The organism is Roseixanthobacter pseudopolyaromaticivorans (assembly GCF_043195145.2).
In the GTDB taxonomy this organism is placed as follows: domain Bacteria; phylum Pseudomonadota; class Alphaproteobacteria; order Rhizobiales; family Xanthobacteraceae; genus NCEH01.
The window spans coordinates 2,711,358-2,735,996 of the sequence record NZ_CM195539.1 but is presented as its reverse complement, the minus strand read 5'-3'; the positions used below and the strand labels follow the sequence as shown (position 1 = coordinate 2,735,996).

Below are 24,639 nucleotides of genomic sequence, written 5' to 3'. Positions count from 1 at the left end.
TCATGGGAACGAGCCGCCAGGAAGCCCCCGCCGCCGTTAACCGGACCGTGCCCGTGGTGCCGCGCGCGCCAGGCCTGTGGCGGCAGATCCGCGACGACATCGCCTGCGTGAAGTCGCGCGATCCGGCGGCGCGTGCGACCCTAGAGATTGTGCTGACCTATCCCGGCGTTCATGCCGTGATCTGGCACCGGTGCGCACACCGGCTTTGGCAGGGACAGGCGAAATTCCTGGCGCGCTTCCTCTCCTGGTTCGGGCGCCTGGTGACGAACGTGGATATCCACCCCGGCGCGCGGATCGGCGAACGCTTCTTCATCGACCATGGGGCCGGCGTCGTCATCGGCGAAACAGCGGAAGTGGGCAATGACGTCACGCTCTACCATGGCGTTACGCTCGGCGGCACATCCTGGACTGCCGGCAAGCGGCATCCGACGCTGATGGATGGTGTCCTCGTGGGAGCCGGCGCGAAGATCCTGGGCCCCATTACGGTCGGCGTCGGCGCGCGCGTCGGGGCGAATTCGGTCGTGGTGGAAGATGTGCCACCGGGCATGACCGTGGTGGGCATTCCCGGGCGGATCGTGAAGCCGTTGTCCGAGCGCCGGCGATTGGGAGACGGACGCATCGATCTTGAGCATCACCTGATGCCGGATCCGGTGGGGGAGGCCGTCTCGGCGCTGCTCGACCGCATCGAATTCCTGGAGATGCGGCTGAAGCATCACCAGGAACAGGGACACATGGCCGGTGCGCGCCCCGTGCCGGGCGGGGATGGCTGCGACAACGCGCTTTCGCCGCAAGATTTCCGGCCGTCCAAGGCTCTCCCGCAGGAAACCGCGGTCCAATAGGGCCGCGAGATCAGGGTTTGAGCGCTGCGAGCGCCGGGTCGCGCTCCATGATCAGATTCTGCTCAAGCCGCGGGGCAATGCGTCGCGCTTCCGCCACCAGCGCTGCCGTGATGGGCGTGGTCGGCTCGCGATGCGGGACCACGAGCCCGATGGAATGGGTGATGTCAGGCTCGACGATCGGTATCGAGCGGACGTTCGATGTCAGCCCCAGCGAATCCGCCAGCATGGCCGGCATCACGCTTGCCCACAGCCCTGTGCGCACATGGGTAAACAGCACGATCATGGAATTGGATTCCAGCGTCGGCTTGGGCGGCCCCCCGCTGACGCTGAGCATGCCGTCGATGATGCGGCGGTTCTGCATGTCCGGTGTCAGCAGGCACAGCGGCAGGTCGGCGATCTCGGCCCATGTCACTTCCGCGCGGTCCCCATACTTGGCGTCCGGAGACGTGACGAGGCGATAGCGTTCGCGATAAAGCGGCACGGTGTTCACGCGGCCGAGCGGTTCATTGTCCAGATAGGTCAGCCCGGCGTCGATCTCCAGATTTTCGAGATGGTTGAGGATCTCGATGGAGGTGCGAGAGATGATGGTGAAGCGCACGTCGGGATGGCGTGCGCGGAAGGGTGTCGTGAGCGCGGCCACCATGGGCAAGGCGGTCGGGATCGCGGCGATGCGCAGCGGCCCTGAGAGACCGCGTTTCAGGGCGTCGATGTCCTGCCGCATGGCGCGGGAATCCGCCACGATGCGGCGGGCCCATTCCAGGGTGCGCTCGCCCTCGGGCGTGAAGCCCATGAAGCGGGAACCGCGCTGCACCAGGAGCACGCCGAGCGTGTCTTCCAATTGCTTGATGCCAGCCGACAAAGTGGGCTGCGTCACGCCGCAGGCTTCGCCGGCCCGGCCGAAGTGCCGCTCGCGCGCAAGGGCGATCAGATATTCGAGTTTGTCGATCATGTCGCCATTTCAACGCATACGCTGACCTAAGGTCCCGTTCCTTCGCCCGGAATGGCGCCCGCTGCAAGCGACAAGCGCATTGCAGGGAAGAAAGCCCACGGAGCCCAGCGCTCGGCCTTTCCGCTCATCTGACGGGAGCGATGGAACTGTGTGGTTAATAAGGCGTTCTCATGGCAGCCCTCCGAGATCAAGTCGGAGGAAGGCGAGGCACCGACGGAGTTTTGCCATGTCCATGATCGCACGCGCCCTGGTTATCGTCTCGATGATGGTGACGCTGGTTTCAGCGTCAGCTTTTGTGGTCTTGCCCGAATTGGATAGCCCTGCGCCCAAGCAGCGCTATTTCGGACCCAGCGCCTTCGCCGTCATTCAAGAGCCCGTGCTCACGCACTTCGGCTGATCTCCTGCTTGCGGATCGAAGGGGTACGCCATGCGCGCAGCGGTAAAGCTCCAGGCGGCGGCTGTCGCGCTTGTGGCGTTAGGGGCAAGCCCCGCCTCGGCACAGAGCCCGGGCGATTTTTTCGCCGCATTGTTCGGGGGCATCATCCGCGCAGCGCCGGTTTCACCCCCCTCGATTACCGTAACGCCGAGCGCCGAGCCGCGTCGCAGTGAGGGCGGTGGTATCGCGTTTTGCGTGCGCACCTGCGATGGGCGCTATTTTCCCATGTCCGGCGTCAGTTCCGGACAGGAGGAGGGGCGTTGCGCGGCCCTCTGCCCGGCGGCGAAGACGGCGGTGTTCCGGGGTGGTAGCATTGAGCATGCGACCGATCGCGGTGGCGCGTCCTATGCGGATATGCCAAACGCATTTTTATACCGGACCAAACTCACCGATACCTGTTCCTGCACCGGAAATGGGCCGTTGGGACTGGCTGCCGTCCCGATTGCGGAAGACACCTCCCTGCAGAAGGGCGATATCGTTATGCAGGCCGATGGGCCGCGGATCTTCGCCGGTGCCAAGGGCGGCGTGCCTTATTCGCCTGCCGCTTTTGTCACGCCGGAACGGTATCCAAAGATCACCAACGACCTCAAGCGCCGCATTCAGGACCTGATGGTTTCGCGTGAGAGCTCCGGAAATTTCATCCGCTAGCGCCAGCGTGACATCGCCATGTGTCGCGTAGCGACGACCGGTCAGGCTGAGCCGACCTAGCTGGCCCGCTTGCGACGTCCTGGGCTGGCTGCTTGCGCGGGGGCCGCAATCGCCGGCTCCGCAGGAAGAGACGGGGCGATGGTGGGGCCGTCGCTCACGGTCTTGGGGTCTGGCGTTGCAGAAAGCGCCACGACCTGCTGCGCCAGCTCGGCAAGGGTCGTGCGCAAAATCTCCAGATCGCTCTCGCGCTCGGCCAGCGCATCGCGTTCGGCTCGCGCCTTGGCGAGCGCCCCGTCCATCATGGAATGGTCCGCGCGAAGCATATCGAGCGCCTGAGACAGGCGCGTCTGCTCGGCCTGCGCGGCAGAGAACTCGTCGGCACGCTGCTGGGCGAGCGCCTGGAGCACCCCTCGGCTGGCCTCAAGGTCCGCGGTGCTGGCCGAGAGGCGGGTCGTGAGGCTTTCGATTTCGTCGGCCTGGGCCGCGAGAATTGTCCCGCGCTCGGCGGCGAGCGCTTCGCTGGCCGCAAGGCGCTGGCTTGTTTCGGCAAGGGCGGTTTCCAGACGCACGCGCTCGGCCTCCGCGCTGGTTGCTGCGGAGGAGGCGGCAGCACGTTCCGTCGCGAGGATGCCGTTTGTCTCGTCCAATTGGGCGCGAACGGCGGCAAGGTCGGCGGAAAGGCCGGCCCGTTCGGCCTCTAGCGTCCCAATGTCGGCAACGCGCGCAGCGAGCGTCGCCTCGCGTTCGGCAAGGCGCGCGGCCAGATCGTCGGCACGTGCGGTGGTGGTCGCAAGCGCGCCGCGGGTCTGGGAGAGGTCGGCGGTGGTCCGTTCCAGGGTCGCCGAGGTTTCCGCAAGCTGGGCGTTGCGCTCGATCAAAGCCGTCTGTTCAGCATTGAAGCGCGCATTCAAGTCCTCATGGGCGAGGGTCAGGGCGGCATGATCTGCGGTCTTGGCGGCGAGCGCCTTGTCCAGTTCGACCACGCGAAGGCGCTGCTGCTCGATGGTGCGGGCATGGGCGACCACGCTTTCGCGCACCGCCTCAAGCTGCAGCTCCAGGCGCCGCTGGTTCAGGGCGAAGCCAGCGCGTTGCTGGTCCTTTTCCGCCTGGATCTCGAACATGGATATCGGCACGGCCGCTTCGATGCGGCGCGTGGTGAGGCGCACCGCCCGATGCCAAACGGCAGGCAGCACCATTAGAGCCACGAGGGTCGCCCCTAGGACGCCCAGCGCGAAATACATGATCTGCTCGATCACGCGGAACCTACGCTTTCAACTGCAATGTCGTCATACATACGACGCCGCAGCCTTTCGTGCCAGCGGGAGAGAGGCTTGCGCGATCAGAAGGGGTTCCAGGTGGCCTGCGGCGTGAACTTCAGATAGCCCACGTTCGCGCCGAGCCGCACCCCGACGCCGGAGCGGATGGGGACTACGACGATGTTATCCGCGGTCAAGGCCGTCATTCCAAAGCCGGCGACAAAATAGGCCGAACCGGAGATCCCGCCGAACCGGCGGAACACATCGTCCACAGTGCGCAGGTTATAGACAAGGATCATTGTGCGCGCGCCGTCGCCCCCGAAGTCCCAGCCGATGGACGGGCCCTGCCAGAACACCTTCAGGTCGCCGGCGTTGCGCGTATACAGCGTGCCCTCGCCATAGCGCAGACCGCCGACGAAAGCGCCGCCGCCTTCCTGGCCGAGGATGTAGCCGTTCGGCTGCCCCCACTGGCCGATTGCCTTCTCGATGGAAAGGGCAAGGCCGCGCGAGACGCTTCCGAAGAAGGAATGGCCCTTACTCACCAGTTCATTGGTGGAATACGGCGCCGGCTGAGAGGGCTGCTGGCCCGGCTGGGCATAGCGATTTTGCGCGGCATATTGCTGTTGTGGCGCCTGGGCATATTGGGGGGCCGGCTGGGGCTGCTGTGCATATTGGGCGGCGGCGGCTCCCGCAAAGCCCGAGCAGAGGGCGGCGCTGGCGGCGAGGCGGAAAAGGGCGGATCGCAGAGCGGTCATGAAGGTCTCGCGCTGGGCTTTCAAGGATCGCCGCGAATCGGCAGCGTAGGTTCGCTGATGACTGTGACGCAGAAAAGGCGCGAGGCAAGGCGGTCGAACCTTCGGGTCGGCCGGTTTCAGCACGGCGGCGCTTTCGCCAAGGCCTGATATTGCAGGATTCTCGGCTCCACCTATTCCAAAGCCGGCTTGTGGCCGGGCGAGGTGCAGGGTATCAGACCGCACTCGCTCCCGCGGGCATTGCCGGCTTCGCCCTCGCGGTGGGATCGGCCGGTCTCGCCGTCTACGGATCCGCCATGTCCCTTTCCGACGCCCCCGTGAAGCTTGCCATCTCCCCCCTCGATCTCGCGGCGCTGCTGTGTTCGCGCGTCTGCCACGACGTGATCAGCCCGGTGGGCGCGATCGTCAACGGCCTCGAAGTGCTGGAGGATGAGGACGCCCCCGACATGCGCGAGGTTGCCCTCGACCTGATCGCGAAGAGTGCCCGCCAAGCTTCCGCCCGCCTGCAATTCACTCGTCTTGCCTTCGGCGCGGCGGGCTCCGCCGGAGCCACCATCGACCTAAGCGACGCCGACCAGGTAGTCCGGGGCATGATGGAGGATTCCCGCACCAAGATCGAATGGACCTTGCCGCGGGAGTTCCAGCCGAAGAACCGGGTGAAGCTGCTGCTTAATCTGGTGCTGCTGGCCGGCACCACCATTCCGCGCGGTGGAGTCATCAAGGTGGATGCCGCGCCGGGCGGGGTGGAGAAGGGCTTCGTCATCACCACCAACGGCGTCAGCGCACGCATCCCGCAGACGGTGCCGGCGCTGATCGCCGGCGGCGTTCCCGATGGCGGGCTCGATGCCCACGCGATTCAGCCTTATTACGCCGGTCTTCTCGCCCGCGATTGCGGCATTTCCGTCGATTTCGCCATCGATGGCGAGACCGTCACGCTGAACGCCCTTTCGGCCTGAGGCGGATCGAGGGTCCCTCCAGGCGGGTGCCGCCTACCGTCGCATGCGGAGGTTGAGCCGCCGCGGCCCTTGTTTTTCCACTCGCGGGTCCCAATCTCTTGTCGCGCCGGTGGGGGCGCATGTCTGCCGGTGAAGCTGAGATGCCACGGGCGCCGCGATGTCGCCCGCACCCACGGAGCGCACATCCCATGCCCCCTCTTTCTATTCTCGACCTCGCCCCGGTTCCCGACGGCGGTACGCCCGCCGATGCCCTGGCCCGCTCGCTTGATCTCGCCCGTCATGCGGAAACCTGGGGCTACACGCGCTTCTGGCTCGCCGAGCACCACAATATGATCGGTATCGCCAGCGCGGCGACGTCCGTGGTGATCGCCCATGTGGCCGGCGGCACCAAGACCATCCGGGTGGGGGCAGGGGGCATCATGCTGCCCAACCATTCCCCGCTGGTCATCGCCGAGCAGTTCGGCACCCTCGCGACATTGTTTCCCGGCCGTATCGACCTTGGGCTCGGCCGGGCACCCGGCACCGACCAGCGCACCTGGCGAGCGCTTCATCGCGATCCCGCCGCGTCCGACCGGTTCCCGCAGGATGTATTGGAATTGCAGGCGCTCCTGGGACCAGCGCGGCCGGACCAGACGATCCGCGCGGTGCCCGGCACCGGCACCAACGTGCCCCTGTGGATCCTCGGCTCCAGCCTGTTCGGGGCGCAACTCGCCGCCATGCTCGGCCTGCCCTATGCGTTCGCCTCCCATTTCGCGCCCGACGCGCTGCTCCAGGCGCTGGAAGTTTACCGCGAGCGGTTCGAGCCCTCGGCGCAGCTCGCGAAGCCCCACGCCATGGTTGGCGTGAATGTGATCGCCGCCGATACGGACGCCGAAGCCAAGCGCCTGTTCACCTCCGCCCAGCAGGCGTTCACCAACATGTTCCGTGGAACTCGGGGCCTGCTGCCCCGGCCGATCGACGACATCGAGACCTATTGGTCGCCGATGGAGAAGAGCCAGGCGTCGGGCATGCTGGCGTGCTCGGTGGTCGGCGGGCCCGCCACCGTTCGGGCGGGGCTGGAGCGCCTGCTGGCGCAGACTGGGGCCGACGAATTCATGGTGGCGGCGGCGATCCACGATCACGGTGCGCGGTTGCGCAGCTATGAAATCCTTGCCGAAGTCGGTGCCATCGCGCCACGCACGCCGGTCCTTGCTTGAGGCCGGGTCTGGGCTGTGGGAGGCTGGACGCAGCGCACGCGTTTGAATGGAGCGGGTCATGACTGAGGAACCTTCGCCGTCCCTTCCCGATCCCGCTGCGCCGGGGGCCGCCGAGGCGGCGGAGACCAAGCTGACCCGCACCAAGCAGCGCTGGGCCAAGGAAGGCCGCTTCCTCACCGGCCGCATCTCCCGTCCGGAGGCGGACCGCCTTCCGCCCGGCCAGCATCTGGTGAAGGACTGGCCGGTGCTTGATCTCGGCATGCAGCCGTTCGTCTCCCCCATGTCCTGGCGGCTGGATGTGGATGGGCTGGTGGAAAACCCGCTCTCCTGGGATTGGGCGACCTTCCGCGCCCAGCCCCAGACCCATGAGGTGAGCGACATCCATTGCGTCACAACCTGGTCGCGCTACGACAATGGCTGGGACGGCGTTTCCACCCGCGATCTGCTTGCAATGGTTGAACCGATGCCGGAGGCGCGGTTCGTGCTGCTCTACAGTTATGATGGCTACACCACCAACCTGCCGCTGGAGGATTTCGCCGCTCCGGATGCGATCCTCGCCCATAGCTGGCAGGGGGAAGCGCTGACGCGCGAGCATGGCGGCCCCATGCGGCTGGTGGTGCCGCATCTGTATTTCTGGAAGAGCGCCAAGTGGTTGAAGCGGATCGAGTTTCTCCCCGGCGACAAGCTCGGCTTCTGGGAGGAGCGGGGCTATCACGAGCGCGGTGACCCGTGGAGGGAACAGCGCTATTCGGAAGAATGAGCGCTGGCGCCGCCTGCCGCCTCAGATCGGCGGCAGGTTCAGCCACCGTGCCAGCGCCGTGAGGACGATGTCCACCGAAAGGGCGGCCAGCACCAGACCCATGATGCGCCGGATCAGGTTTGCTCCTGCGCTGCCGACGACCTTGAGCACATAGTCGCCGAGAAAGAACAGCACCGCCATCAGGCCCATGAGCACGGCCAGCACGGAGATCGTGACCGCCTGATGCTCGAACACGCCGCGATTATTGTCGGCGAGGATGACTACGGACAGAATCGCGCCCGGCCCGGCGATGATCGGGATCGCCAGCGGGTAGACGGCGAGCGAGGCGATGTTCTTTTCCGGGTCGAGCTCGAGCGTCGGCGGCGCGTGGGATTCCGAAAAGATCATGCCGGTGGCGAAGATGAACAGGATCAGCCCGCCGGCGATCTGGAACGAGAGCACCGACACGTGCATGGCATCGAGCAGCGCCCGTCCCGCCACGGCGAAGAAGACCAGAATCAGGAACGCGAAGAAGCAGCACAGAAGCGCGGTCTTCCGACGCTGCGCCGCGGACATTTCCGCCGTGGTCGCGACGAACATCGATAGGTGGCTCACCGGTTCCAAAACGGCCCAGAGGGTTACGAACTGGGTCAGGAACAGGTCGTAATCTTCAAGCATGCCGCCACCCCATGTATGAATGCGCCGAACGTGCAATAATTCGCGGGCCAACGCCACATGTCCGTGGTCGCGTGATCTGCGCGGCCTCAACTGGCGCAATCATGAGGAGCATCCATGAAATGGGTCGTCTGGGTCGGCAGTGTGCGCAAGGGCTCCTACAACGCGGCGATCGCCCGCGCGCTTCAGTCCCTGGCGCCCGTGGGTGTCGAGGTGGAGCTTCTGCCGTCGGTTGCGGAGCTTCCCATCTATGATGCCGACATCCAGGCGGAAGGCTTTCCCGCCGCCGTCACCGCTCTTGGCGCGACGCTGAAGGCGGCCGACGGGCTGATCGTCGTGACGCCGGAATACAATTATTCCGTGCCCGGCGGGCTCAAGAACGCCATCGACTGGGTCTCCCGGCTGTCCTCCAAACCCTTGAAGGAAAAGCCGGTTCTCATCCAGTCGGCGTCCATGGGTGTGTTCGGCGGGGCGCGGGCGCAGTATCATCTGCGTCAGATCATGGTGTTCCTCGACGCCTTCGTGATGAACGTGCCCGAGGTGATGGTGGGCCAGGCCCAGCACAAGGTGAGCGAACAGGGCGAACTCACCGATGCCGGCACGCGCGAGTTCATCGCCGGCCAACTCAAGGCATTCGAAGCCTACGTCCGCCGCGTCGCGCCCTGATCGGGGGCGGTCAGGCGCCCTGGTATTCCGCCCAGGACATTGGCGTTTCAAAGACTTTCACCGCGAACAGGGCTGGCAGCGCGGGCTTGGCGCGCTGCCAGATCCACATGGCGATATGCTCCGCCGTGGGGTTTTCCAGCCCTTCGATCTCGTTCAGGCAATAATGGTCCAACCGCTTGAGAAGCGGCGCGAAAGCGGCTTCCACGTCGAAAAAGTCCACCACGAAGCCGCTCACCGGATCGACCGGCCCGTCCAGCACCAGTTCCACCCGGTAGGAATGGCCGTGCATGCGGAAGCAGCGGTGCGTCTGCGGCACGTTGGGCAGGCGGTGGGCCGCTTCGAAGGTGAAGGCCTGGGTGATCTTCATGGGTGCATGCTCGGTGAAAACTTAAGGGATTCCAACCATCTTGTGGGTCTGGACGCTAAGGCGCCAGCGCGGATGGTCAAGGCAATAGGCAACCGCAGCGGCGGTGTTCTCGGCCCGGCGGGGGCCGTCCATGGGTTGCAGGAAGAAATGGGCGAAATCCAGCTCGTCCAAGGTATCCGGCACAATCCCAGATTGTGGATAGACCAGCTTCAGTTCCTGTCCGCGCGTCAGAACAAGCGGCGCCCCCGCCTTCGGGCTGACGCAGATCCAGTCGATCCCCTCCGGCGGCGCCAGCGTGCCGTTGGTCTCGATGGCGATCTCGAAGCCGCGCGCATGGGCTGCGGCCACCAAGGCGGAATCCAGTTGCAGCAACGGTTCTCCGCCTGTGAACACCACATAGCGGCGTTCATATCCCTCCGCGCCCCAGACCCGCGAGAGCGCTTCGGCCAGGCTTTGCGCGTCCGCGAAGCGGCCGCCGCCGTCCCCATCCATGCCGACGAAATCGGTATCGCAGAACCGGCAGATGGCGGTGTCGCGATCTTCTTCCCGGCCCGACCATAGGTTGCAGCCGGCGAAACGGCAGAACACCGCCGCCCGTCCCGCCTGGGCTCCCTCGCCTTGGAGGGTCTTGAACATTTCCTTCACCGCATAGGCCATGGCGCGCCTCTTAGCCCATTTTACCGCGAAAGGGCAGGTGGGCGCGACGGGGCCGATGGGACACGGACGAACACCGGGTTCAAAGCTGTTTCCCGCGCTTCACTTTGCCTGTTCGCATGGCTTTCGGGCAAATTCCGCCGAAGTCTGCATGCACGCGCGCAAACTTGGTTTGCGAAGGCGCTGCTCGCACCCTGCGGAGGCCGCCCTTAAGTAGATGGCCAAGGACCCGGCGCGGAACCGCCGGATCGAGACCCCAATCGGGCGGCAGGCGCCGCCTCGGGAGACGGCTATGGAACTCACCGGCATCCACCACCTCACCGCCATCACGGCGGATGCTCCGTACAATCATAATTTCTACACCAATACGCTGGGAATGCGGCTGGTGAAGAAGACTGTGAACCAGGACGATACCTCGGCCTATCACCTCTTCTATGCGGATGGGGAAGCGAACCCCGGCACCGACCTCACCTTCTTTGACTGGCCGGTGATGCCCGAGAAGCGCGGCACCAATGCAGTGGTGCGCACCGGCCTGCGGGTGCGGGACGAGGCGGCGCTCGACTATTGGGCGCAGCGCCTCGCCGATGCCGGCGTCAAGGCCGATCCGATCGCCGAGCGGGACGGGCGGGCGACGCTTGATCTTCAGGATCGCGAGGGTCAGCGCCTGAGCCTGATCGTCGATGGCGGGCAGGGCCCCGGCATCGCCTGGGACCGCAGCCCGGTGCCCGCCGCCCACCAGATCCGCGGCCTCGGCCCGATCACCCTCAGCGTGCCGGATCTCGCGCCCACCGACGCCGTTCTGACCGGCCTGATGGGCATGCGCAAGGCGCGCAGCTTCGCCGGGCCGGACGGGGTGGAAACCTTCGTCTATGAAATGGGCGAGGGGGGCCCCTCGGCTGAGGTTCAGGTGCGGGTGGACAAGGGCATGGGCCGGGCGCGGCAGGGCGCGGGGGCGGTGCATCACGTGGCGTTCCGTGTGCCCACCTTCGCCGATTACGATGCCTGGACGGCGCGCCTGCGGGAATTCGGCATGCCGTCCTCCGGCCCGGTGGACCGCTTCTATTTCCGCAGCCTCTATTTCCGCGAGCCCAACGGCATCCTGTTCGAGCTCGCCACGGACGAACCCGGCTTCACCGCCGACGAGCCTTTGGCGACGCTGGGCGAAAAGCTCTCGCTCCCGCCGTTCCTGGAAGCGCGCCGGGCGCAGATCGAAGCGGGGCTGAAGCCGCTGGCGGCGTGAGGACGCCTTTAGGTTTTGAGAAGAGGCGCTGGAGTTTTCCTCTGGCGCCTTTTTCATTTTGCGGCCGTATCAGGGGATCACGGGGACGATCGCGCCCGCGCCCTGTCGCGCGGCGCCTCGTGCGCTATCCTGGGCGGCCATCTCTGCGAGTCGTTTGTCCATGGCCATCCGCCGCCTGCCTCCCGTCCTGATCGACCGCATCGCCGCCGGCGAGGTGGTGGAGCGGCCGGCTGCGGCGGTGAAGGAGATTGTCGAGAACGCGCTCGATGCCGGCGCCCGCGCCATCGAAGTGGTGATCGACGGCGGCGGCCGCAGGCTCATCCGCGTCACCGACGACGGCGGCGGCATGGGGCCGGACGAGCTGTCGCTGGCCATCGAGCGGCACGCCACCTCCAAGCTGCCGACGGAAGACCTGCTCTCCATTTCGACCCTCGGCTTTCGGGGCGAGGCGCTGCCCTCCATCGGCGCGGTGGCGCGGCTCGCCATCACCAGCCGGCCGGCGGGCGCGCCCCATGCCTATGAAATCCGGGTGGAGGGCGGCGTGGTCGCCCCGCCGCGCCCCGCCGCGCTCAATGGCGGCACGCGGGTGGAAGTGCGCGACCTGTTCTTCGCCACCCCCGCGCGGCTGAAATTCCTGAAATCCGACCGGGCGGAAACCGCCGCCGCGCTCGACGTGGTGCGCCGCCTCGCGCTCGCCCGGCCGGAGGTGGCTTTCACCTTGGTCGCCGAGGAGCGCGGCCCGCTCACCTATCCCGCCCGCACGGCGGATGATGCCGGCCGGGCGCTGCGCATCGCCGACGTGCTGGGGGCCGAGGCGGGGCATAATGTGATCCCCGTGCGGGGTGAGCGGGGCGGGGCGGTGCTGGAGGGGCTGGCGGGCCTGCCCACCTTCTCCAAGGCCAATTCGCTCTCCCAATATGTGTTCGTGAACGGTCGCCCGGTGCGCGACAAGCTGCTGATGGGCGCAATCCGCGGCGCCTATGCGGACCTGCTGCCGTCCGATCGCCACCCGCTGCTGGCCTTGTTCATCACGCTCGACCCGCGCGAGGTGGATGTGAACGTCCACCCCGCCAAGACCGAGGTGCGGTTTCGCGACGGCGGCAACATCCGCGCGCTCATCGTGCGCACGCTCTCCGATGCGCTCGCTTTGCGGGCACCCCGCACCGCCGGCAGCATGGCCGACCGGCTGGTGGCCTTCGCCCGCCCGCAGGAGCAGGCGCTCGCCATGCCCTTGCGCACCGGGGCGGCCGCTTTGGCCTCCGGGCCGGCCTGGACGCCGCGCTTCGTCGAGCCGCGCCCCTCGCCCGCGGCGCCCTATGATTGGCGCTCTTCGCCGGCGCGGCCTTTCGGGGACGATGGGTTTTCCGAAAGCGGGGAGGGCGTTGCGCCGCTCCCGGGCCTGCAAGGCCTGCTGGACGTGGGCGCGCCGACCGCCGATTCCCGCCCCGCCGCGACGCCGGTGGATGGGGCGGACCTGGACAAGCCGCTCGGCGCCGCGCGGGCGCAATTGCACGAGACCTATATCGTCGCCCAGACCCGCGATGGCGTGATCCTGGTGGACCAGCACGCCGCCCACGAGCGCCTGGTCTATGAGAAGCTCAAGGCCGCGCTCGCCCGCGACGGGGTGGCCCGCCAGGGGCTGCTGGTGCCGGTGGTGGTGGATCTGGAGCCGGCCGAGGCGGACCGGCTGACCGAGCGGGCGGAGGATTTGTCCGCCCTCGGGCTGGTGGTGGAAAGTTTCGGTCCCGGCGCCGTGCTGGTGCGGGAGGTTCCCGCTTTGCTGAAGGACGGCGATGTCACGCGCCTGGTGCGCGACCTCGCCGAGCATGCGGCGGAATGGGACGATGCCCTACCGCTGGAACGCCGCCTGCTGCATGTGGCCGCCACCATGGCCTGCCACGGCTCGGTGCGGGCCGGGCGCCGATTGAAGGTGGAGGAGATGAACGCTCTTCTCCGCGAGATGGAATCGACCCCTAATGCGGGGGAGTGCAATCACGGTCGGCCGACCTTCGTCGCCCTGTCGTTGAAGGACATGGAAAAATTGTTCGCCCGGCGGTGAGGACCTACCAGGGCTAGTGGGTCGGCTGCGACGGTATCGCGTGAAACGGGCGAGTCGGGCCGGCGCAAGCGCTTTCGGATCGCGGCGAAAAAATGGCCCGAATATGGTTCGCCGGCTGTGGATGACGTGCATAAGACGGCCCGCGCGCCGGGGCCGCTATCCACAGGGCGGGACCTGCGGAAACTCCACGCCCGCAAGGGCGTTAGGACTTTATTAACAGGCTGTGGTCCACTATATTTAGTAGGCGAACGGCTTCGTTGGCCCCAAATCTGTGTTTGCGGAATCGGCAGACTCGCTTTAGCGTCAGTCACCTCAGCGGCGGACAAATCCTCTGGCTTCGGCCTCGGACCCGACCGGCGCGGATCCCCATCACAGCAGTCCGGCCAGGGACGGCGCACGCCGCCGTACCCGCTTTGTTGCGTACCGGTTGCGCCCTTTGAGCTAATATGTGCCCCCAGGGGCGAGGAGCTTCGGTCATGCGCGTTGAACGCCGCTACACCACGGATGGACAGTCTCCCTACGCGGCCATTCCGTTCCGCGAGACGGTGAGCGAGATCCGCAATCCGGACGGTTCGGTGGTCTTCCGCCAGGAAGGCATCGAAGTTCCGGCCCAATTCTCCCAGGTCGCGAGCGATATCCTCGCGCAGAAATATTTCCGCCGCGCCGGCGTCCCCGCGCGCCTCAAGAAGGTGGAGGAGAATGCCGTCCCCTCCTTCCTGTGGCGCTCGGTGGCGGACGAGGCGGCGCTCGCCGATCTGCCGAGGGAGCAGCGCACGGTGGGGGAAATCTCCGCCAAGCAGGTGTTCGACCGTCTCGCCGGCACCTGGACCTATTGGGGCTGGAAGGGCGGCTATTTCGACACCGAGGCGGACGCCCAGGCGTTCTTCGACGAGCACCGCTACATGCTCGCCATGCAGATGGTGGCGCCCAATTCCCCGCAATGGTTCAACACCGGCCTGCACTGGGCCTATGGCATCGACGGGCCGGGGCAGGGCCATTTCTATGTGGACCACGAGAGCGGGGAGCTGACCGCCTCAACTTCCGCCTATGAGCATCCCCAGCCGCACGCCTGCTTCATCCAGTCGGTGGCCGACGATCTCGTCGGCGACGGCGGCATCATGGATTTGTGGGTGCGCGAGGCGCGCCTGTTCAAGTACGGCTCCGGCACCGGTTCAAACTTCTCGTCCCTGCGCGGCGAGGGCGAGAAGCTCTCCGGCGGCGGGCGCTCGTCCGGCCTCATGAGCTTCCTGAAGATCGGCGACCGCGCCGCCGGCGCCATCAAGTCGGGCGGCACCACGCGCCGCGCCGCCAAGATGGTGGTGGTGGATGCTGACCATCCCGATATCGAAGCCTATGTGGACTGGAAGGTCGCGGAAGAGCAGAAGGTCGCCGCGCTCGTCACCGGCTCCAAGATCAATGCCAAGCACCTGAAAGCCGTGCTCAAGGCGTGCGTGAATTGCGACGGCAATGGCGATGATTGCTTCGACCCGGAGAAGAACCCGGCGCTGAAGCGCGAGATCAAGGCCGCCCGCAAGGCCTGCGTCGCCGACGCCGCGATCCGCCGCATCATCCAATATGCCCGCCAGGGCTATAAGGATCTGGATCTCGCCATCTATGACACCGATTGGGACGGGGAAGCCTATCTCACGGTGGCGGGGCAGAATTCCAACAATTCGGTGCGCGTCACCGACGACTTCCTGCGCGCGGTGGAAGCCGATGCCGACTGGAACCTGATCCGCCGCACCGACGGCAAGATCTCCAAGACCATCAAGGCCCGCGAATTGTGGGAGAAGATCGGCTCGGCGGCGTGGCATTGCGCCGATCCCGGCATCCAGTTCCACACCGCCGTGAACGATTGGCACACCTGCCCGGCGGGCGGCGAGATCCGCGCCTCCAATCCGTGCTCGGAATATATGTTCCTGGACGACACGGCCTGCAATCTCGCGTCCTTGAACCTGCTGCAGTTCCGCGACGCCGAGAAGCGCTTCGACGTGGAGAGCTTCGAGCATGCGGTGCGGCTGTGGACCGTGGTGCTGGAAATCTCCGTGCTGATGGCGCAGTTCCCCTCGCGCCGCATCGCCGAGCTGTCCTATGAATACCGCACGCTCGGCCTCGGCTACGCCAATATCGGCGGCCTGCTGATGAGCTCCGGCATTCCCTATGACTCGCCGGAAGGACGCGCCATCGGCGGCGCCATCTCCGCGATCATGACCGGCATCTGCTATGCCACCTCGGCCGAGATGGCCGCCCAGCTGGGCACCTTCCCGGCCTATGACGCCAATGCCGCGTCCATGCTGCGGGTGATCCGCAACCACCGCCGCGCCGCCTATGGCGAAGCCTCGGGCTATGAGGGGCTCTCGGTCGCCCCGGTGCCGCTCGACCATGCCTCGATCAAGGACGCCCGCCTCGCCGCGCACGCCAAGAGCGCGTGGGACAAGGCCCTCGCCGGCGGCGAGGCCAACGGCTATCGCAATGCCCAGGTCTCGGTGATCGCCCCCACCGGCACCATCGGCCTGGTGATGGATTGCGACACCACCGGCATCGAGCCCGACTTCGCGCTGGTGAAGTTCAAGAAGCTGGCCGGCGGCGGCTATTTCAAGATCATCAACCGCGCCGTGCCCGAGGCGCTGCGCGCGCTCGGCTACGGGGAAGCACAGATCGCCGAGATCGAGGCCTATGCGGTGGGCCACGGCTCGCTGGCCCAGGCCCCGGCCATCAACCATTCCACCTTGCGCGCCAAGGGCTTCGACGACGCGGCGCTGGCCAAGGCGGAAGCGGCGGTGAAGACCGCGTTCGACATCAAGTTCGCGTTCAACCGCTGGACCTTCGGCGAGGACTTCCTTGTGAAGTCGCTCGGCGTCGCGCCGGCGCAGCTCGCCGATGCGAAGTTCGACCTTCTGACCCATCTCGGCTTCTCCAAGGCCGATATCGATGTGGCCAACGTGCACATCTGCGGTGCCATGACGCTCGAAGGCGCCCCCTTCCTGAAGGCCGAGCACCTGCCGGTGTTCGACTGCGCCTCGCCGTGCGGGCGCATCGGCAAGCGGTTCCTCTCCGTGGAGAGCCACATCCGCATGATGGCGGCGGCGCAGCCCTTCATTTCGGGCGCGATCTCCAAGACCATCAACATGCCGAACGACGCCACGGTGGACGATTGCAAGGAGGCCTATCTGCTCTCCTGGCGCCTCGCTTTGAAGGCGAACGCGCTCTATCGCGACGGCTCCAAGCTCTCCCAGCCGCTCAATGCTCAGCTCGTGGCGGACGATGAGGACGAGGAGGATGCGGTCGAGGCGCTGGTCGCCCAGCCCGCCGCCGCCCGCACCGCCACGGTCAGCGAGAAGATCGTCGAGCGGGTGATCGAGCGCATCGTCGAGCACCGGGTGCGCGAGCGCGAGAAGATGCCCGATCGCCGCAAGGGCTATACCCAGAAGGCGGTGGTCGGCGGCCACAAGCTCTATCTGCGCACCGGCGAATATGACGACGGTTCGCTCGGCGAGATCTTCATCGACATGCACAAGGAGGGCGCGGCCCTCCGCTCGTTGCTGAACAATTTCGCCATCGCGATTTCGCTGGGCCTGCAATATGGCGTGCCGCTGGAAGAATATGTGGACGCCTTCACCTTCACCCGCTTCGAGCCCGCCGGCCCGGTGCAGGGCAACGACACCATCAAATACGCCACCTCGATCCTGGACTATGTGTTCCGCGAGCTGGCGGTGTCCTATCTCGGCCGCAACGACCTCGGCCATGTGGAGCCTTCCGAGACCGGCTTCGACGCGCTCGGCAAGGGCGTGGACGAAGGCAAGGCGCCCACTTCGGCGGCTTCGCGGGTGGTCTCCAAGGGGCTGGTGCGCGGCAAGAACGTAAGCCTGCTCGCCACCCCGCCGGCCGAGCCGCGCGCGGCCAGCGACAATGTCACCATGCTGCGGGCGCGCACCGAAGGGGCGACCGCCCTGAAGGCCGAGCCGGAGATCTCCCCGGCCCTGCGGGAGGACGCGCTTGCCGAGACCGCGCCGAGCGTCGAGATCTCGGTCTCGACCTCGCTGAACTGGGGCGCGGCCCGCACCGCCGACCGCCGCGCCGAGGCTCGCGCCAAGGGCTATGAGGGCGAAGCCTGCCCCGAGTGCATGAACTTCACCATGGTGCGCAACGGCACCTGCCTGAAGTGCGACACCTGCGGCGGCACCACCGGCTGCAGCTGAGGAAAAGCTGCGGCGCCTGATGGGCCGCACCGGTGATTGAGTGAAAGAAGGCCCGTCGCTGGCAAGGCGACGGGCCTTTTTGCATCGAGGCGGGCAAGACGGGAAAGCGGCGGCTTCAGCATCAGATAGGGGCTGATGAAATGTCGGCCAACCGGCGTTTTGCCTAATCGCGATGGGCGGCCGCGATAATCCATTCCTTGAAGCGGCGGATCTCCGAGCGGCGCTCGTGCTCGTGGGGATGGATGAGGTGCCAGCCGCCGGGCACCTCCACCGCCAGCGTGAATGGGGCGACAAGCCGGCCCTTGGCGAGGTCGTCGGCGACGAGGCTGCGGCGGATGATGGCGACGCCCACGCCCGCATGGGCGGCGCCGATGGCGAGGACGAAGGAATCGAGCCGCGGCCCGCGATCGATATCGTCCGCGCTGACCTGGGCGGCGGTCAGCCAGGTGCGCCAATCGTCCGGATCGGTGGTGGAGTGCAGGCGCGTATAGTGCAGCACGTCCTCCGGATTGCGCAGGCCCGGCCCCCGCGCGAGCAGCAGCGGGCTGCATACGGGGGTAATCTGGGTGCCCATGAGGAATGTGGCATCCAGCCCGGGCCAGCTGACGCCTACCCGCACCGCGATGTCCGCCTCCCCATGGGGAAAATCGGCGGTGCGGTGAGATGTCGTCAGGTGGATCTCCACGTCAGGATTGGCGTCGCAGAAGGATTTTAGGCGCGGCACGAGCCAGCATTGGGCGAAGCCGGGGAGGGTGCTGACCCGCAGGATGCCGGGCGGGCGCCGGGTTCGCACCGATTCCGACACGGCAGAAATGGAAAACAGCGCATCCTGGTAGCGCGGCAGAAGCTGTGCCCCGGCTTCGGTCAGCTGAAGCATGTTGTGCTGCCGAATAAACAGGGCATTGCCTAAATATTGTTCAAGAAGCCGCACCTGCTGGCTGATGGCCGCCTGCGTCACGCCCAGATCCGACGCCGCTTTCGTGAAACTCAAAGTTGCGCCAGCCGCGACGAATGACCGGAGGGCGTTCAACGGGGGAAGATTTTCCATTTTTGAACCCCAGGGAGATGGGTTGCATTAGATAAACTATCTCAACTGCAACCTATGCTAAACCAAAAATGGCGGAAATAGAGATTTTTTAAAGTTGGCACGGTCGTTGCGAGGAGAATGGAAACATTTTTTCTAATGGAGCCGATCATGCCGCACCTGCTTCCCCGGCGCAGCTTCCTGCAATTGATGGGCGCCGCTGCCGTGCCATTCGTCACCGGACTCCCGGCGCGCGCGGCTTCGACCATCACGGTGGTGTCGGGGCGGCTGGGCTGGCCCCATTGCATGCCGTTCATCGCCACGGAAATGAAGCTCTGGGAGAAATATGGGCTTTCGGTCGATCACCGCGACCTGGGCAATGGCGGTGCGGCGGCGGAAGCCATGGCGGCGGGCAGCGCGCCCTTCGGCTACATCAACGTGCCGAATGCCGTGACGCTGCTCCAGGTGGGGCTGCCCATCAAGATCTTGGCCGCCACCACCATCGGCGGAACCAGCGTTTATGCGTTCGACGACAAGATCAAGGCCGTCTCCGACCTCAAGGGGAAGAAGGTCGCCGTGCCGCGCGGCGTCACCACGCATGCGCTCCAGTTCGAAATGTACGTGATGCCGCAGGCCGGTCTCACCAAGGCCGATGTGGAGATCGTGCCCCTCGCGCCCACCGATAACATCACGGCCCTGCGGCGCGGCGACGTGGATGCCGCCGTGTCGTTCGATCCCTACGTGTCCCAGGCGGTCGCCATGGGCGCCAAGGTCCTGGTGCCGCCGGACCGGATGTGGGACGGGCCGGCCTATTCCGCCATCGTCGCCGCGCGGGCCGACATGGTCGCCAAGGACCCCGACACGGTGCGCAAGCTGGTCGCCGTCCATTGCGACGTCATCAAATTCATCAACGATGATCCCAAGAAGGTCGCCGAGATGGTCAACAAGATCATGCGCGGCACGGAGGCGGATCTGGCGCTGCAGCTGGAATCCATGCGCAGCCTCACCTTCACCGCGAAGATCGAGCCCATGGCCCTGTCGAAATTCGCCGACGCCATGATGAAGTTCGGCATCATCAAGTCCGCGCCGGACCTCGCGCCCGTGGTCGATACCTCCTTCCTGCCGAAGGATGCCATGTGATGGCCGGCATCACCATTTCCAACGTCAGCAAGAGCTTCCCCAAGCCCGACGGCAAGGGAACGTTTCTTGCCCTCTCGCCCACGGACATTGAGGTGCAGGAGGGGGAGTTCGTCTGCATCCTCGGCCCGTCCGGCTGCGGGAAGACGACGCTGCTCAACATCATCGCCGGCTTCGAGAAACCGTCCACGGGCGAGGTTCTGGTGGGTGGAAAGCCGGTGAAAAAGCCTGGCCCGGAGCGCGGCTACGTGTTCCAGGAATACGCGCTTTTCCCCTGGATGACGGTCGCGGAGAATGCCGCGTTCGGGTTGCGCAATCTCGGCATGCCCGTCGCCGAGGCGAAGCAGAAGGCCGGGGAGTTCCTGAAGCTCGTGGGTCTCGCCGGCTTCGAGGATTCCTATCCGAACCGCCTTTCCGGCGGCATGAAGCAGCGCGTCGCCATCGCCCGGGCGCTTGCACCGAACCCCGATATCCTCCTGCTCGACGAGCCGTTCGCGGCGCTGGATGCCCAGACCCGCTACCTGATGCAGATCGAGCTGCTGCGCATCCAGCGGGAATCCAAGAAGACCATGGTGCTCATCACCCACTCCCTGGAAGAGGCGATCGTGCTCGCCGATCGGGTGATCGTCCTGTCCGCGCGGCCGGGGCGGATCAAGCTGATCGAGGCCATCGACCATCCGCACACCCGCAACCCCAACGATCCGTCCATGACCGAGCTGCGCTACCGCCTGTTCCAGGCCATCGCCGATGAAATCGCACCCGTGGGAGCCGCCGCATGAGCCTCACGAGCCTCGACAGGCGACCGGCGGACGGCAGCCACGTGAAGGACACCGCCTTGAAACTGTTCCTGCAATTCATCGCCCGCCCGCTGCGCCATCTCTGGCTGCTGGTCGCCCTTGTGGTGCTCTGGCACGTCGTGGCGTCATTGCGGATCTATCCGCCCTTCCTTCTGCCCTCGCCCAAAGCCGTGGTGATCTCGCTGGTTGAGATGACGCGGTCCGGATACCTGCTGCAGAACATCGGCATCAGCCTGGGGCGGCAGATGACCGGCTTCCTGCTCTCGGTGGCGTTCGCGCTGCCCGTGGGGGTGCTGCTGGGCTATTCCAAGGCGTTCCGCGAGCCGGTGCAGCCCATCCTCCAGCTGCTCTACCCGATCCCGGGCCTCGCCTGGGTGCCGCTGGCCATCCTGTGGTTCGGCATCGGCGTCGAGTCGATCATCTTCGTGATCTTCTTCTCGTCCATCTGGCCGCTGCTGTTCAACACGCAGGCCGGCATCACCAGCATCAATCCCGTGTATCGCCGGGCGGCGCTCGCGCTCGGCACCTCGCAATGGCGCACCTTCACCCGCGTCATCATCCCCGCCGCGCTGCCGTTCGTCATCGCCGGCCTGCGGCTCACCTACGGCACGTCCTGGCGCGTGATCGTGGGCGCGGAAATCCTCTCCGCGCGCTCCGGCCTCGGCTTCATGATCGACAATGCCCGTGGGCTCATGCGCGGCGAGGAGGTGATCGCCGGCATGATCACCATCGCGATCATCGGCTACGTGTTCGAGAAGTTCGCCTTCGACCTGATCGAGAAAGCTACCATCAAGAAATGGGGTATGAGTCTATGAGTGCCTTCGTTCTCGGCTCCAGCCAGATCGCGCCCGGCACGCGCGCCCTCGTCTCGCTGCCCGTCACCCGCACCCTGCGGGGCGACCTGTCCATCCCCGTCCACGTCCTTGTCGGCGCCGCCGAAGGCCCGACGCTGGCGGTCCTGTGCTCCGTGCACGGGGATGAGAATGGCTCCCTCGTCGCCCTGAAGGCGCTGCTGGACGGCCTCGACCTCTCGACCCTGGCGGGAACCCTGCTGCTCCTGCCTGTCGCCAATCCCCTGGCGTTCGCGGACCTGCGCCGGGAGACCAGCGAGCAGCGGGAGAATACCGACCTTCATCGCTGCTTTCCGGGCAATGCGCGCGGCTCCATCACCGAGATGATTGCCGCCGTGATCGCCCGCGAGGTGATCGCGCGGTGCGATGCGCTGATCGACATCCATGCGGGCGGCAATGGCGGGCGCATCCAGCAGCGGGCCGACCTCAACGAGGACGCGACGGGCGATGTTCGTGCCCGCAGCCTCGCGATGTGCGAGGCGTTCGGCACCGGCTTCGTGCATGTGAACTTCCTGCCGCCGTCCACCGCGGCCGGCCACGCCAACAAGCTCGGCATCGCGGCCTGCGCGGTCGAAGTGGGCGGCACCTATCTTCCGACCCCGCTCGCCAATTTCTATCGCGACATGACCGTCCGCGGCATCGAGGCGGTCATGGGCCTGCTGGGGATGCTGGAGCGCCAGGCGGCGCCCGTTCCCGACCAGCATATGTTCGGCCGCAAGGCCCGGAAGGAGGCGAACCCCACGCGCGCCGGCTATCTTCTCTCGCTGGCCGACGAGCCTTCCGATCTCGGTCGCGCCGTGCAGCGGGACGAATTGCTGGGCACCGTGATCGACCCCTTCACCCTGGAAGCCGTGGAAGAGCTGCGCGCGCCGTGCGACGGCGTGATCTTCTTCAGCCGCATGTCGGGCATCGTGGATGCCGGGGCGAAGGGCTATGCCATCGCCGAAAGCGCCCTCATGGAGAGCGGGCATTGACCGCAGCCGGGCCTACAGCCGCGTGTCGTGTTGAGGCCGGTGCGCTCGAGGCATTCGCAGCGCGGATCCTCGAGCAGGCGGGGTGCTCCCGCACCCATGCGCAGGAGACCTCCGCCTGCCTCGTCTCCGCCAACCTCGAAGGCGTGGATACCCACGGCGTCGCGCGCCTCGCCATCTATGCCCGGCGGGTGCGGGCGGGGGCCATCAACCCCGCGCCGTCCCTCTCCTGGATCAGGGGGCGGGGCGGGCTCGGCGTACTCGACGGCGACAACGGACTCGGCCCGGTCGTGGGGCAAGCGGCCATGCGCCGGGCCATCGAACTGGCTCGGGAGTTCGGCATCGGCTGGGTCATGGCGCGTAACAGCAACCATTATGCCCATGCCGGCTTCTATGCCGCCATGGCGGCGGAGGCGGACATGGTGGGGCTCAGCGCCTCGAGCGGCGAGCCCGTGGTCGCGCCCTGGGGTGGCACGAAGGCCTTCTTCACGAATAATCCGCTCGCCGTCGCCGCGCCCAACGGCGCCGCGCCGATCGTGGTGGACCTTGCCACCAGCGTCGCGGCGCGCGGGCAGATCCTGCTTGCCGCCCGCACCGGCCGCGCCATCCCGGAGGGCTGGGCGGTGGACGACAAGGGCGCGCCGACCACCGATCCGAAGGCCGCCCTCGCGGGCTCGGTGCTGCCCATGGCGGGCGCGAAAGGCTATGCGCTCATCCTGGCGCTGGAGATCCTCACCGGCATCCTCGCCGGCGGCGCGTTCGCGCCGAACGTGGGGTCCCAACATTCGGCACAGGGTGCCGCCGGCATCGGCCAGCTCTTCGTGGCCATCGATCCCACCGCGCTCATGGACGAGGCGGAATTCTCAAGCCGGATGTCGCAGATGACCGATGCCCTGGCTGAGGCCCCCGCACGCGAAGGCGAGACCATCCGCCTGCCGGGTGCCCGGCGCCAGGCCGTGGCACGCCAGCGCGCGGCGGCGGGAATTCCGCTTGCACCCGAAATCCTCGCCGAACTCCACGCCCTCGCCGACGAGTTCGGCCTGCCCGAAAGCATGCGCCTCCATGGCTGAAAACTGGCTCGGCTTCCGGCGTGCGGACGGCACGCTCGGCATCCGCAACCTGCTCGCCGTTATCTCCGCCACCGATGCAGCCAATCCGGTCGCCCGGCGGCTCGCGGCCGTCGTCCCGGACGCGGTGGCCTTGACCCCGCTCTATGGGCGGGGCCAGCTGGGCGACGACCTGGACTTGTCCATCGGCACCATGGCCGGCCTCGGCCTCAATCCCAATGTCTATGCGGTTCTGGTGGTGAGCCTGGAGCCGGTGGCGGGGGAGCGGGTGGCGGCTCCGATCCGCAGCAGCGGAAAGCCTGTCGAGACGCTCTCCATCCAGGGGTGCCTGGGCACGCGCAATGTGATGGAGGCGGGGCGGGCGATCCTGGAACGCTGGCAGGCGGACGCGGCGGCGCTGGAGCGCTCCGCTTTCTCGCCGGCGGAACTGACCATCGGCCTTGAATGCGGCGGCTCGGATTCCTCGTCCGGCCTGGTCTCCAACCCGGCCATCGGCATCCTCTGCGACAGGATGGTGGATGCCGGCGCACGCCTCGTGTTTTCCGAACCGGTCGAGCTGCTCGGCGGGGAGGAGGCGCTGGATGCCCGCGCCGCCAGCCCGGATGTCGCCCGTCAGGTGCGCGAGACCATCCTCAAATATGAGCGCATCGCCGAGGCTGCGCATGTCAATCTCAATGCGGTCAATCCGGCCCCGGACAACATCAAGGGCGGCCTCACCACCATTGAGGAGAAATCCCTCGGCGCCATGTGCAAGAGCGGGTCGCGCCCGCTGCGCGGCGTGCTCGCCTATGGAGCGGCGGCCCCTGGGCCGGGCCTCTGGCTGATGGATGCGCCCGCGCCCGCCACCGAGAACATCACGGCCCTCTCGGCGGGCGGCGCTCACATCATCCTGTTCGGCACCGGGGCCCTGAATTCCATTGGCAGCCCGGTGTCGCCCACCATCAAGATCTGCGGCAACCCAAGGACCTGCGCCACCATGGCGGAGCATATCGACGTGCCGCTGGATGACATCGTGACGGGGGACACCAGCCTCGCCGAGGCTGCGGCGCGCATCGAGGCCTGCATGCAGGATGTGGCGCGCGGGACGCTGACCGCTGCCGAGCGGCTGGGCGAGCTTGAAATCGCCATCAGCCGCATCCGGCCATCCATCTGAGGGAGAGT

Annotated in this window: 23 protein-coding genes and 1 pseudogene; 16 read left to right on the top strand and 8 right to left on the bottom strand. The window is 66.6% G+C overall.

Annotated features, from left to right (window positions below):
• The first annotated feature begins 2 nt into the window (after positions 1 to 2).
• On the top strand, positions 3 to 839 hold the full coding sequence (cysE, locus tag V5F68_RS13155) for a serine O-acetyltransferase (protein ID WP_445322316.1): 837 nt from the start codon (positions 3 to 5) through the stop codon (positions 837 to 839).
• 10 nt (positions 840 to 849) lie between these two features.
• Here the strand turns inward: cysE and V5F68_RS13150 are convergent, their stop codons facing one another.
• Complete coding sequence (locus V5F68_RS13150) at positions 850 to 1,788, bottom strand: LysR family transcriptional regulator (RefSeq protein ID WP_394015156.1); 939 nt, start codon at positions 1,786 to 1,788, stop codon at positions 850 to 852.
• 226 nt (positions 1,789 to 2,014) lie between these two features.
• Between V5F68_RS13150 and V5F68_RS13145 the strand changes: the two genes are divergently transcribed.
• Both V5F68_RS13145 and V5F68_RS13140 read left to right on the top strand, forming a co-directional pair.
• Positions 2,015 to 2,185 carry a hypothetical protein gene (locus V5F68_RS13145; protein WP_394015155.1) on the top strand — a complete coding sequence of 57 codons (171 nt, stop codon included), beginning with the start codon at positions 2,015 to 2,017 and terminating at the stop codon, positions 2,183 to 2,185.
• A gap of 30 nt (positions 2,186 to 2,215) precedes the next feature.
• Positions 2,216 to 2,872, top strand: a complete 657-nt coding sequence (locus V5F68_RS13140; RefSeq protein ID WP_394015154.1) for a DUF2865 domain-containing protein — start codon at positions 2,216 to 2,218, stop codon at positions 2,870 to 2,872.
• A gap of 56 nt (positions 2,873 to 2,928) precedes the next feature.
• Here V5F68_RS13140 and V5F68_RS13135 read toward each other — a convergent pair whose 3' ends face one another.
• Both V5F68_RS13135 and V5F68_RS13130 read right to left on the bottom strand, forming a co-directional pair.
• On the bottom strand, positions 2,929 to 4,128 hold the full coding sequence (locus V5F68_RS13135) for a coiled-coil domain-containing protein (RefSeq protein ID WP_394015153.1): 1,200 nt from the start codon (positions 4,126 to 4,128) through the stop codon (positions 2,929 to 2,931).
• An 83-nt stretch (positions 4,129 to 4,211) separates the two neighbouring features.
• Complete coding sequence (locus V5F68_RS13130; RefSeq protein ID WP_394015152.1) at positions 4,212 to 4,883, bottom strand: DUF1134 domain-containing protein; 672 nt, start codon at positions 4,881 to 4,883, stop codon at positions 4,212 to 4,214.
• Positions 4,884 to 5,176: 293 nt separating this feature from the next.
• Between V5F68_RS13130 and chpT the strand changes: the two genes are divergently transcribed.
• The 3 genes from chpT to V5F68_RS13115 all read left to right on the top strand — a co-directional run bounded on the left by chpT (position 5,177) and on the right by V5F68_RS13115 (position 7,792).
• Positions 5,177 to 5,836: a histidine phosphotransferase ChpT gene (chpT, locus tag V5F68_RS13125; RefSeq protein WP_394015151.1), complete on the top strand. Its 660-nt coding sequence runs from the start codon at positions 5,177 to 5,179 to the stop codon at positions 5,834 to 5,836.
• Between the two features lie 188 nt (positions 5,837 to 6,024).
• Positions 6,025 to 7,032, top strand: coding sequence for an LLM class flavin-dependent oxidoreductase (locus V5F68_RS13120; protein ID WP_394015150.1), 1,008 nt, complete (start codon positions 6,025 to 6,027; stop codon positions 7,030 to 7,032).
• A 58-nt stretch (positions 7,033 to 7,090) separates the two neighbouring features.
• Positions 7,091 to 7,792, top strand: a complete 702-nt coding sequence (locus V5F68_RS13115; protein WP_394015149.1) for a sulfite oxidase-like oxidoreductase — start codon at positions 7,091 to 7,093, stop codon at positions 7,790 to 7,792.
• A gap of 21 nt (positions 7,793 to 7,813) precedes the next feature.
• On the opposite strand, the gene V5F68_RS13110 is transcribed toward V5F68_RS13115, so the two are convergent.
• On the bottom strand, positions 7,814 to 8,449 hold the full coding sequence (locus V5F68_RS13110; protein WP_394015148.1) for a MarC family protein: 636 nt from the start codon (positions 8,447 to 8,449) through the stop codon (positions 7,814 to 7,816).
• 114 nt (positions 8,450 to 8,563) lie between these two features.
• Between V5F68_RS13110 and V5F68_RS13105 the strand changes: the two genes are divergently transcribed.
• Positions 8,564 to 9,112, top strand: coding sequence for an NADPH-dependent FMN reductase (locus tag V5F68_RS13105; RefSeq protein WP_394015147.1), 549 nt, complete (start codon positions 8,564 to 8,566; stop codon positions 9,110 to 9,112).
• Positions 9,113 to 9,122: 10 nt separating this feature from the next.
• Here the strand turns inward: V5F68_RS13105 and queD are convergent, their stop codons facing one another.
• Positions 9,123 to 9,479, bottom strand: a complete 357-nt coding sequence (gene queD / locus V5F68_RS13100; RefSeq protein WP_394015146.1) for a 6-carboxytetrahydropterin synthase QueD — start codon at positions 9,477 to 9,479, stop codon at positions 9,123 to 9,125.
• A gap of 21 nt (positions 9,480 to 9,500) precedes the next feature.
• Positions 9,501 to 10,136, bottom strand: coding sequence for a 7-carboxy-7-deazaguanine synthase (queE, locus tag V5F68_RS13095; protein ID WP_394015145.1), 636 nt, complete (start codon positions 10,134 to 10,136; stop codon positions 9,501 to 9,503).
• Between the two features lie 289 nt (positions 10,137 to 10,425).
• On the opposite strand from queE, the gene V5F68_RS13090 reads away from it, so the two are divergent.
• From V5F68_RS13090 to V5F68_RS13080, 3 genes are all read left to right on the top strand, one after another.
• Entirely contained in the window at positions 10,426 to 11,373 is a 948-nt protein-coding gene (locus V5F68_RS13090) for a ring-cleaving dioxygenase (protein ID WP_394015144.1), read from the top strand.
• A 160-nt stretch (positions 11,374 to 11,533) separates the two neighbouring features.
• Positions 11,534 to 13,432 carry a DNA mismatch repair endonuclease MutL gene (gene mutL, locus V5F68_RS13085; RefSeq protein ID WP_394015143.1) on the top strand — a complete coding sequence of 633 codons (1,899 nt, stop codon included), beginning with the start codon at positions 11,534 to 11,536 and terminating at the stop codon, positions 13,430 to 13,432.
• A 476-nt stretch (positions 13,433 to 13,908) separates the two neighbouring features.
• On the top strand, positions 13,909 to 17,631 hold the full coding sequence (locus V5F68_RS13080) for a vitamin B12-dependent ribonucleotide reductase (protein ID WP_394015142.1): 3,723 nt from the start codon (positions 13,909 to 13,911) through the stop codon (positions 17,629 to 17,631).
• Positions 17,632 to 17,794: 163 nt separating this feature from the next.
• On the opposite strand, the gene V5F68_RS13075 is transcribed toward V5F68_RS13080, so the two are convergent.
• On the bottom strand, positions 17,795 to 18,508 hold the full coding sequence (locus tag V5F68_RS13075; RefSeq protein WP_509274711.1) for a LysR substrate-binding domain-containing protein: 714 nt from the start codon (positions 18,506 to 18,508) through the stop codon (positions 17,795 to 17,797).
• A 36-nt stretch (positions 18,509 to 18,544) separates the two neighbouring features.
• A pseudogene (locus V5F68_RS13070) lies at positions 18,545 to 18,679 on the bottom strand (LysR family transcriptional regulator); the annotation flags it as partial.
• Positions 18,680 to 18,826: 147 nt separating this feature from the next.
• On the opposite strand from V5F68_RS13070, the gene V5F68_RS13065 reads away from it, so the two are divergent.
• Genes V5F68_RS13065 through V5F68_RS13040 form a run of 6 tightly spaced genes read left to right on the top strand, consistent with a single transcriptional unit; the run spans position 18,827 to position 24,631 of the window.
• Positions 18,827 to 19,795 carry an ABC transporter substrate-binding protein gene (locus V5F68_RS13065; protein ID WP_394015140.1) on the top strand — a complete coding sequence of 323 codons (969 nt, stop codon included), beginning with the start codon at positions 18,827 to 18,829 and terminating at the stop codon, positions 19,793 to 19,795.
• Positions 19,795 to 20,571 (top strand): ABC transporter ATP-binding protein, encoded by a 777-nt coding sequence (locus tag V5F68_RS13060; protein WP_394015139.1) that lies wholly within the window; start codon positions 19,795 to 19,797, stop codon positions 20,569 to 20,571. Before V5F68_RS13065 ends, V5F68_RS13060 begins: the two co-directional genes overlap by 1 nt.
• Positions 20,568 to 21,404 (top strand): ABC transporter permease, encoded by an 837-nt coding sequence (locus V5F68_RS13055; RefSeq protein WP_394015138.1) that lies wholly within the window; start codon positions 20,568 to 20,570, stop codon positions 21,402 to 21,404. Before V5F68_RS13060 ends, V5F68_RS13055 begins: the two co-directional genes overlap by 4 nt.
• Positions 21,401 to 22,414 (top strand): succinylglutamate desuccinylase/aspartoacylase family protein, encoded by a 1,014-nt coding sequence (locus V5F68_RS13050; RefSeq protein ID WP_394015137.1) that lies wholly within the window; start codon positions 21,401 to 21,403, stop codon positions 22,412 to 22,414. The genes V5F68_RS13055 and V5F68_RS13050 overlap by 4 nt, the downstream gene beginning before the upstream one ends.
• Positions 22,411 to 23,481 (top strand): Ldh family oxidoreductase, encoded by a 1,071-nt coding sequence (locus V5F68_RS13045; protein WP_394015136.1) that lies wholly within the window; start codon positions 22,411 to 22,413, stop codon positions 23,479 to 23,481. Before V5F68_RS13050 ends, V5F68_RS13045 begins: the two co-directional genes overlap by 4 nt.
• Positions 23,474 to 24,631 carry a UxaA family hydrolase gene (locus V5F68_RS13040; RefSeq protein WP_394015135.1) on the top strand — a complete coding sequence of 386 codons (1,158 nt, stop codon included), beginning with the start codon at positions 23,474 to 23,476 and terminating at the stop codon, positions 24,629 to 24,631. Before V5F68_RS13045 ends, V5F68_RS13040 begins: the two co-directional genes overlap by 8 nt.
• The last annotated feature ends 8 nt before the right edge of the window (positions 24,632 to 24,639 follow it).

Excerpts from the sequence above, each read along its gene's own strand:
- V5F68_RS13115 (WP_394015149.1), top strand. The coding sequence starts at position 7,091 with ATGACTGAGGAACCTTCGCCGTCCCTTCCCGATCCCGCTGCGCCGGGG.
- V5F68_RS13110 (WP_394015148.1), bottom strand. The coding sequence starts at position 8,449 with ATGCTTGAAGATTACGACCTGTTCCTGACCCAGTTCGTAACCCTCTGG.
- V5F68_RS13065 (WP_394015140.1), top strand. The coding sequence starts at position 18,827 with ATGCCGCACCTGCTTCCCCGGCGCAGCTTCCTGCAATTGATGGGCGCC.
- V5F68_RS13075 (WP_509274711.1), bottom strand. The coding sequence starts at position 18,508 with ATGCTTCAGCTGACCGAAGCCGGGGCACAGCTTCTGCCGCGCTACCAG.
- V5F68_RS13040 (WP_394015135.1), top strand. The coding sequence starts at position 23,474 with ATGGCTGAAAACTGGCTCGGCTTCCGGCGTGCGGACGGCACGCTCGGC.
- V5F68_RS13140 (WP_394015154.1), top strand. The coding sequence starts at position 2,216 with ATGCGCGCAGCGGTAAAGCTCCAGGCGGCGGCTGTCGCGCTTGTGGCG.
- V5F68_RS13090 (WP_394015144.1), top strand. The coding sequence starts at position 10,426 with ATGGAACTCACCGGCATCCACCACCTCACCGCCATCACGGCGGATGCT.
- V5F68_RS13150 (WP_394015156.1), bottom strand. The coding sequence starts at position 1,788 with ATGATCGACAAACTCGAATATCTGATCGCCCTTGCGCGCGAGCGGCAC.
- V5F68_RS13145 (WP_394015155.1), top strand. The coding sequence starts at position 2,015 with ATGTCCATGATCGCACGCGCCCTGGTTATCGTCTCGATGATGGTGACG.
- cysE (WP_445322316.1), top strand. The coding sequence starts at position 3 with ATGGGAACGAGCCGCCAGGAAGCCCCCGCCGCCGTTAACCGGACCGTG.
- V5F68_RS13105 (WP_394015147.1), top strand. The coding sequence starts at position 8,564 with ATGAAATGGGTCGTCTGGGTCGGCAGTGTGCGCAAGGGCTCCTACAAC.
- V5F68_RS13050 (WP_394015137.1), top strand. The coding sequence starts at position 21,401 with ATGAGTGCCTTCGTTCTCGGCTCCAGCCAGATCGCGCCCGGCACGCGC.
- V5F68_RS13120 (WP_394015150.1), top strand. The coding sequence starts at position 6,025 with ATGCCCCCTCTTTCTATTCTCGACCTCGCCCCGGTTCCCGACGGCGGT.
- mutL (WP_394015143.1), top strand. The coding sequence starts at position 11,534 with ATGGCCATCCGCCGCCTGCCTCCCGTCCTGATCGACCGCATCGCCGCC.
- V5F68_RS13060 (WP_394015139.1), top strand. The coding sequence starts at position 19,795 with ATGGCCGGCATCACCATTTCCAACGTCAGCAAGAGCTTCCCCAAGCCC.
- V5F68_RS13080 (WP_394015142.1), top strand. The coding sequence starts at position 13,909 with ATGCGCGTTGAACGCCGCTACACCACGGATGGACAGTCTCCCTACGCG.
- queD (WP_394015146.1), bottom strand. The coding sequence starts at position 9,479 with ATGAAGATCACCCAGGCCTTCACCTTCGAAGCGGCCCACCGCCTGCCC.
- chpT (WP_394015151.1), top strand. The coding sequence starts at position 5,177 with ATGTCCCTTTCCGACGCCCCCGTGAAGCTTGCCATCTCCCCCCTCGAT.
- queE (WP_394015145.1), bottom strand. The coding sequence starts at position 10,136 with ATGGCCTATGCGGTGAAGGAAATGTTCAAGACCCTCCAAGGCGAGGGA.
- V5F68_RS13130 (WP_394015152.1), bottom strand. The coding sequence starts at position 4,883 with ATGACCGCTCTGCGATCCGCCCTTTTCCGCCTCGCCGCCAGCGCCGCC.
- V5F68_RS13055 (WP_394015138.1), top strand. The coding sequence starts at position 20,568 with ATGAGCCTCACGAGCCTCGACAGGCGACCGGCGGACGGCAGCCACGTG.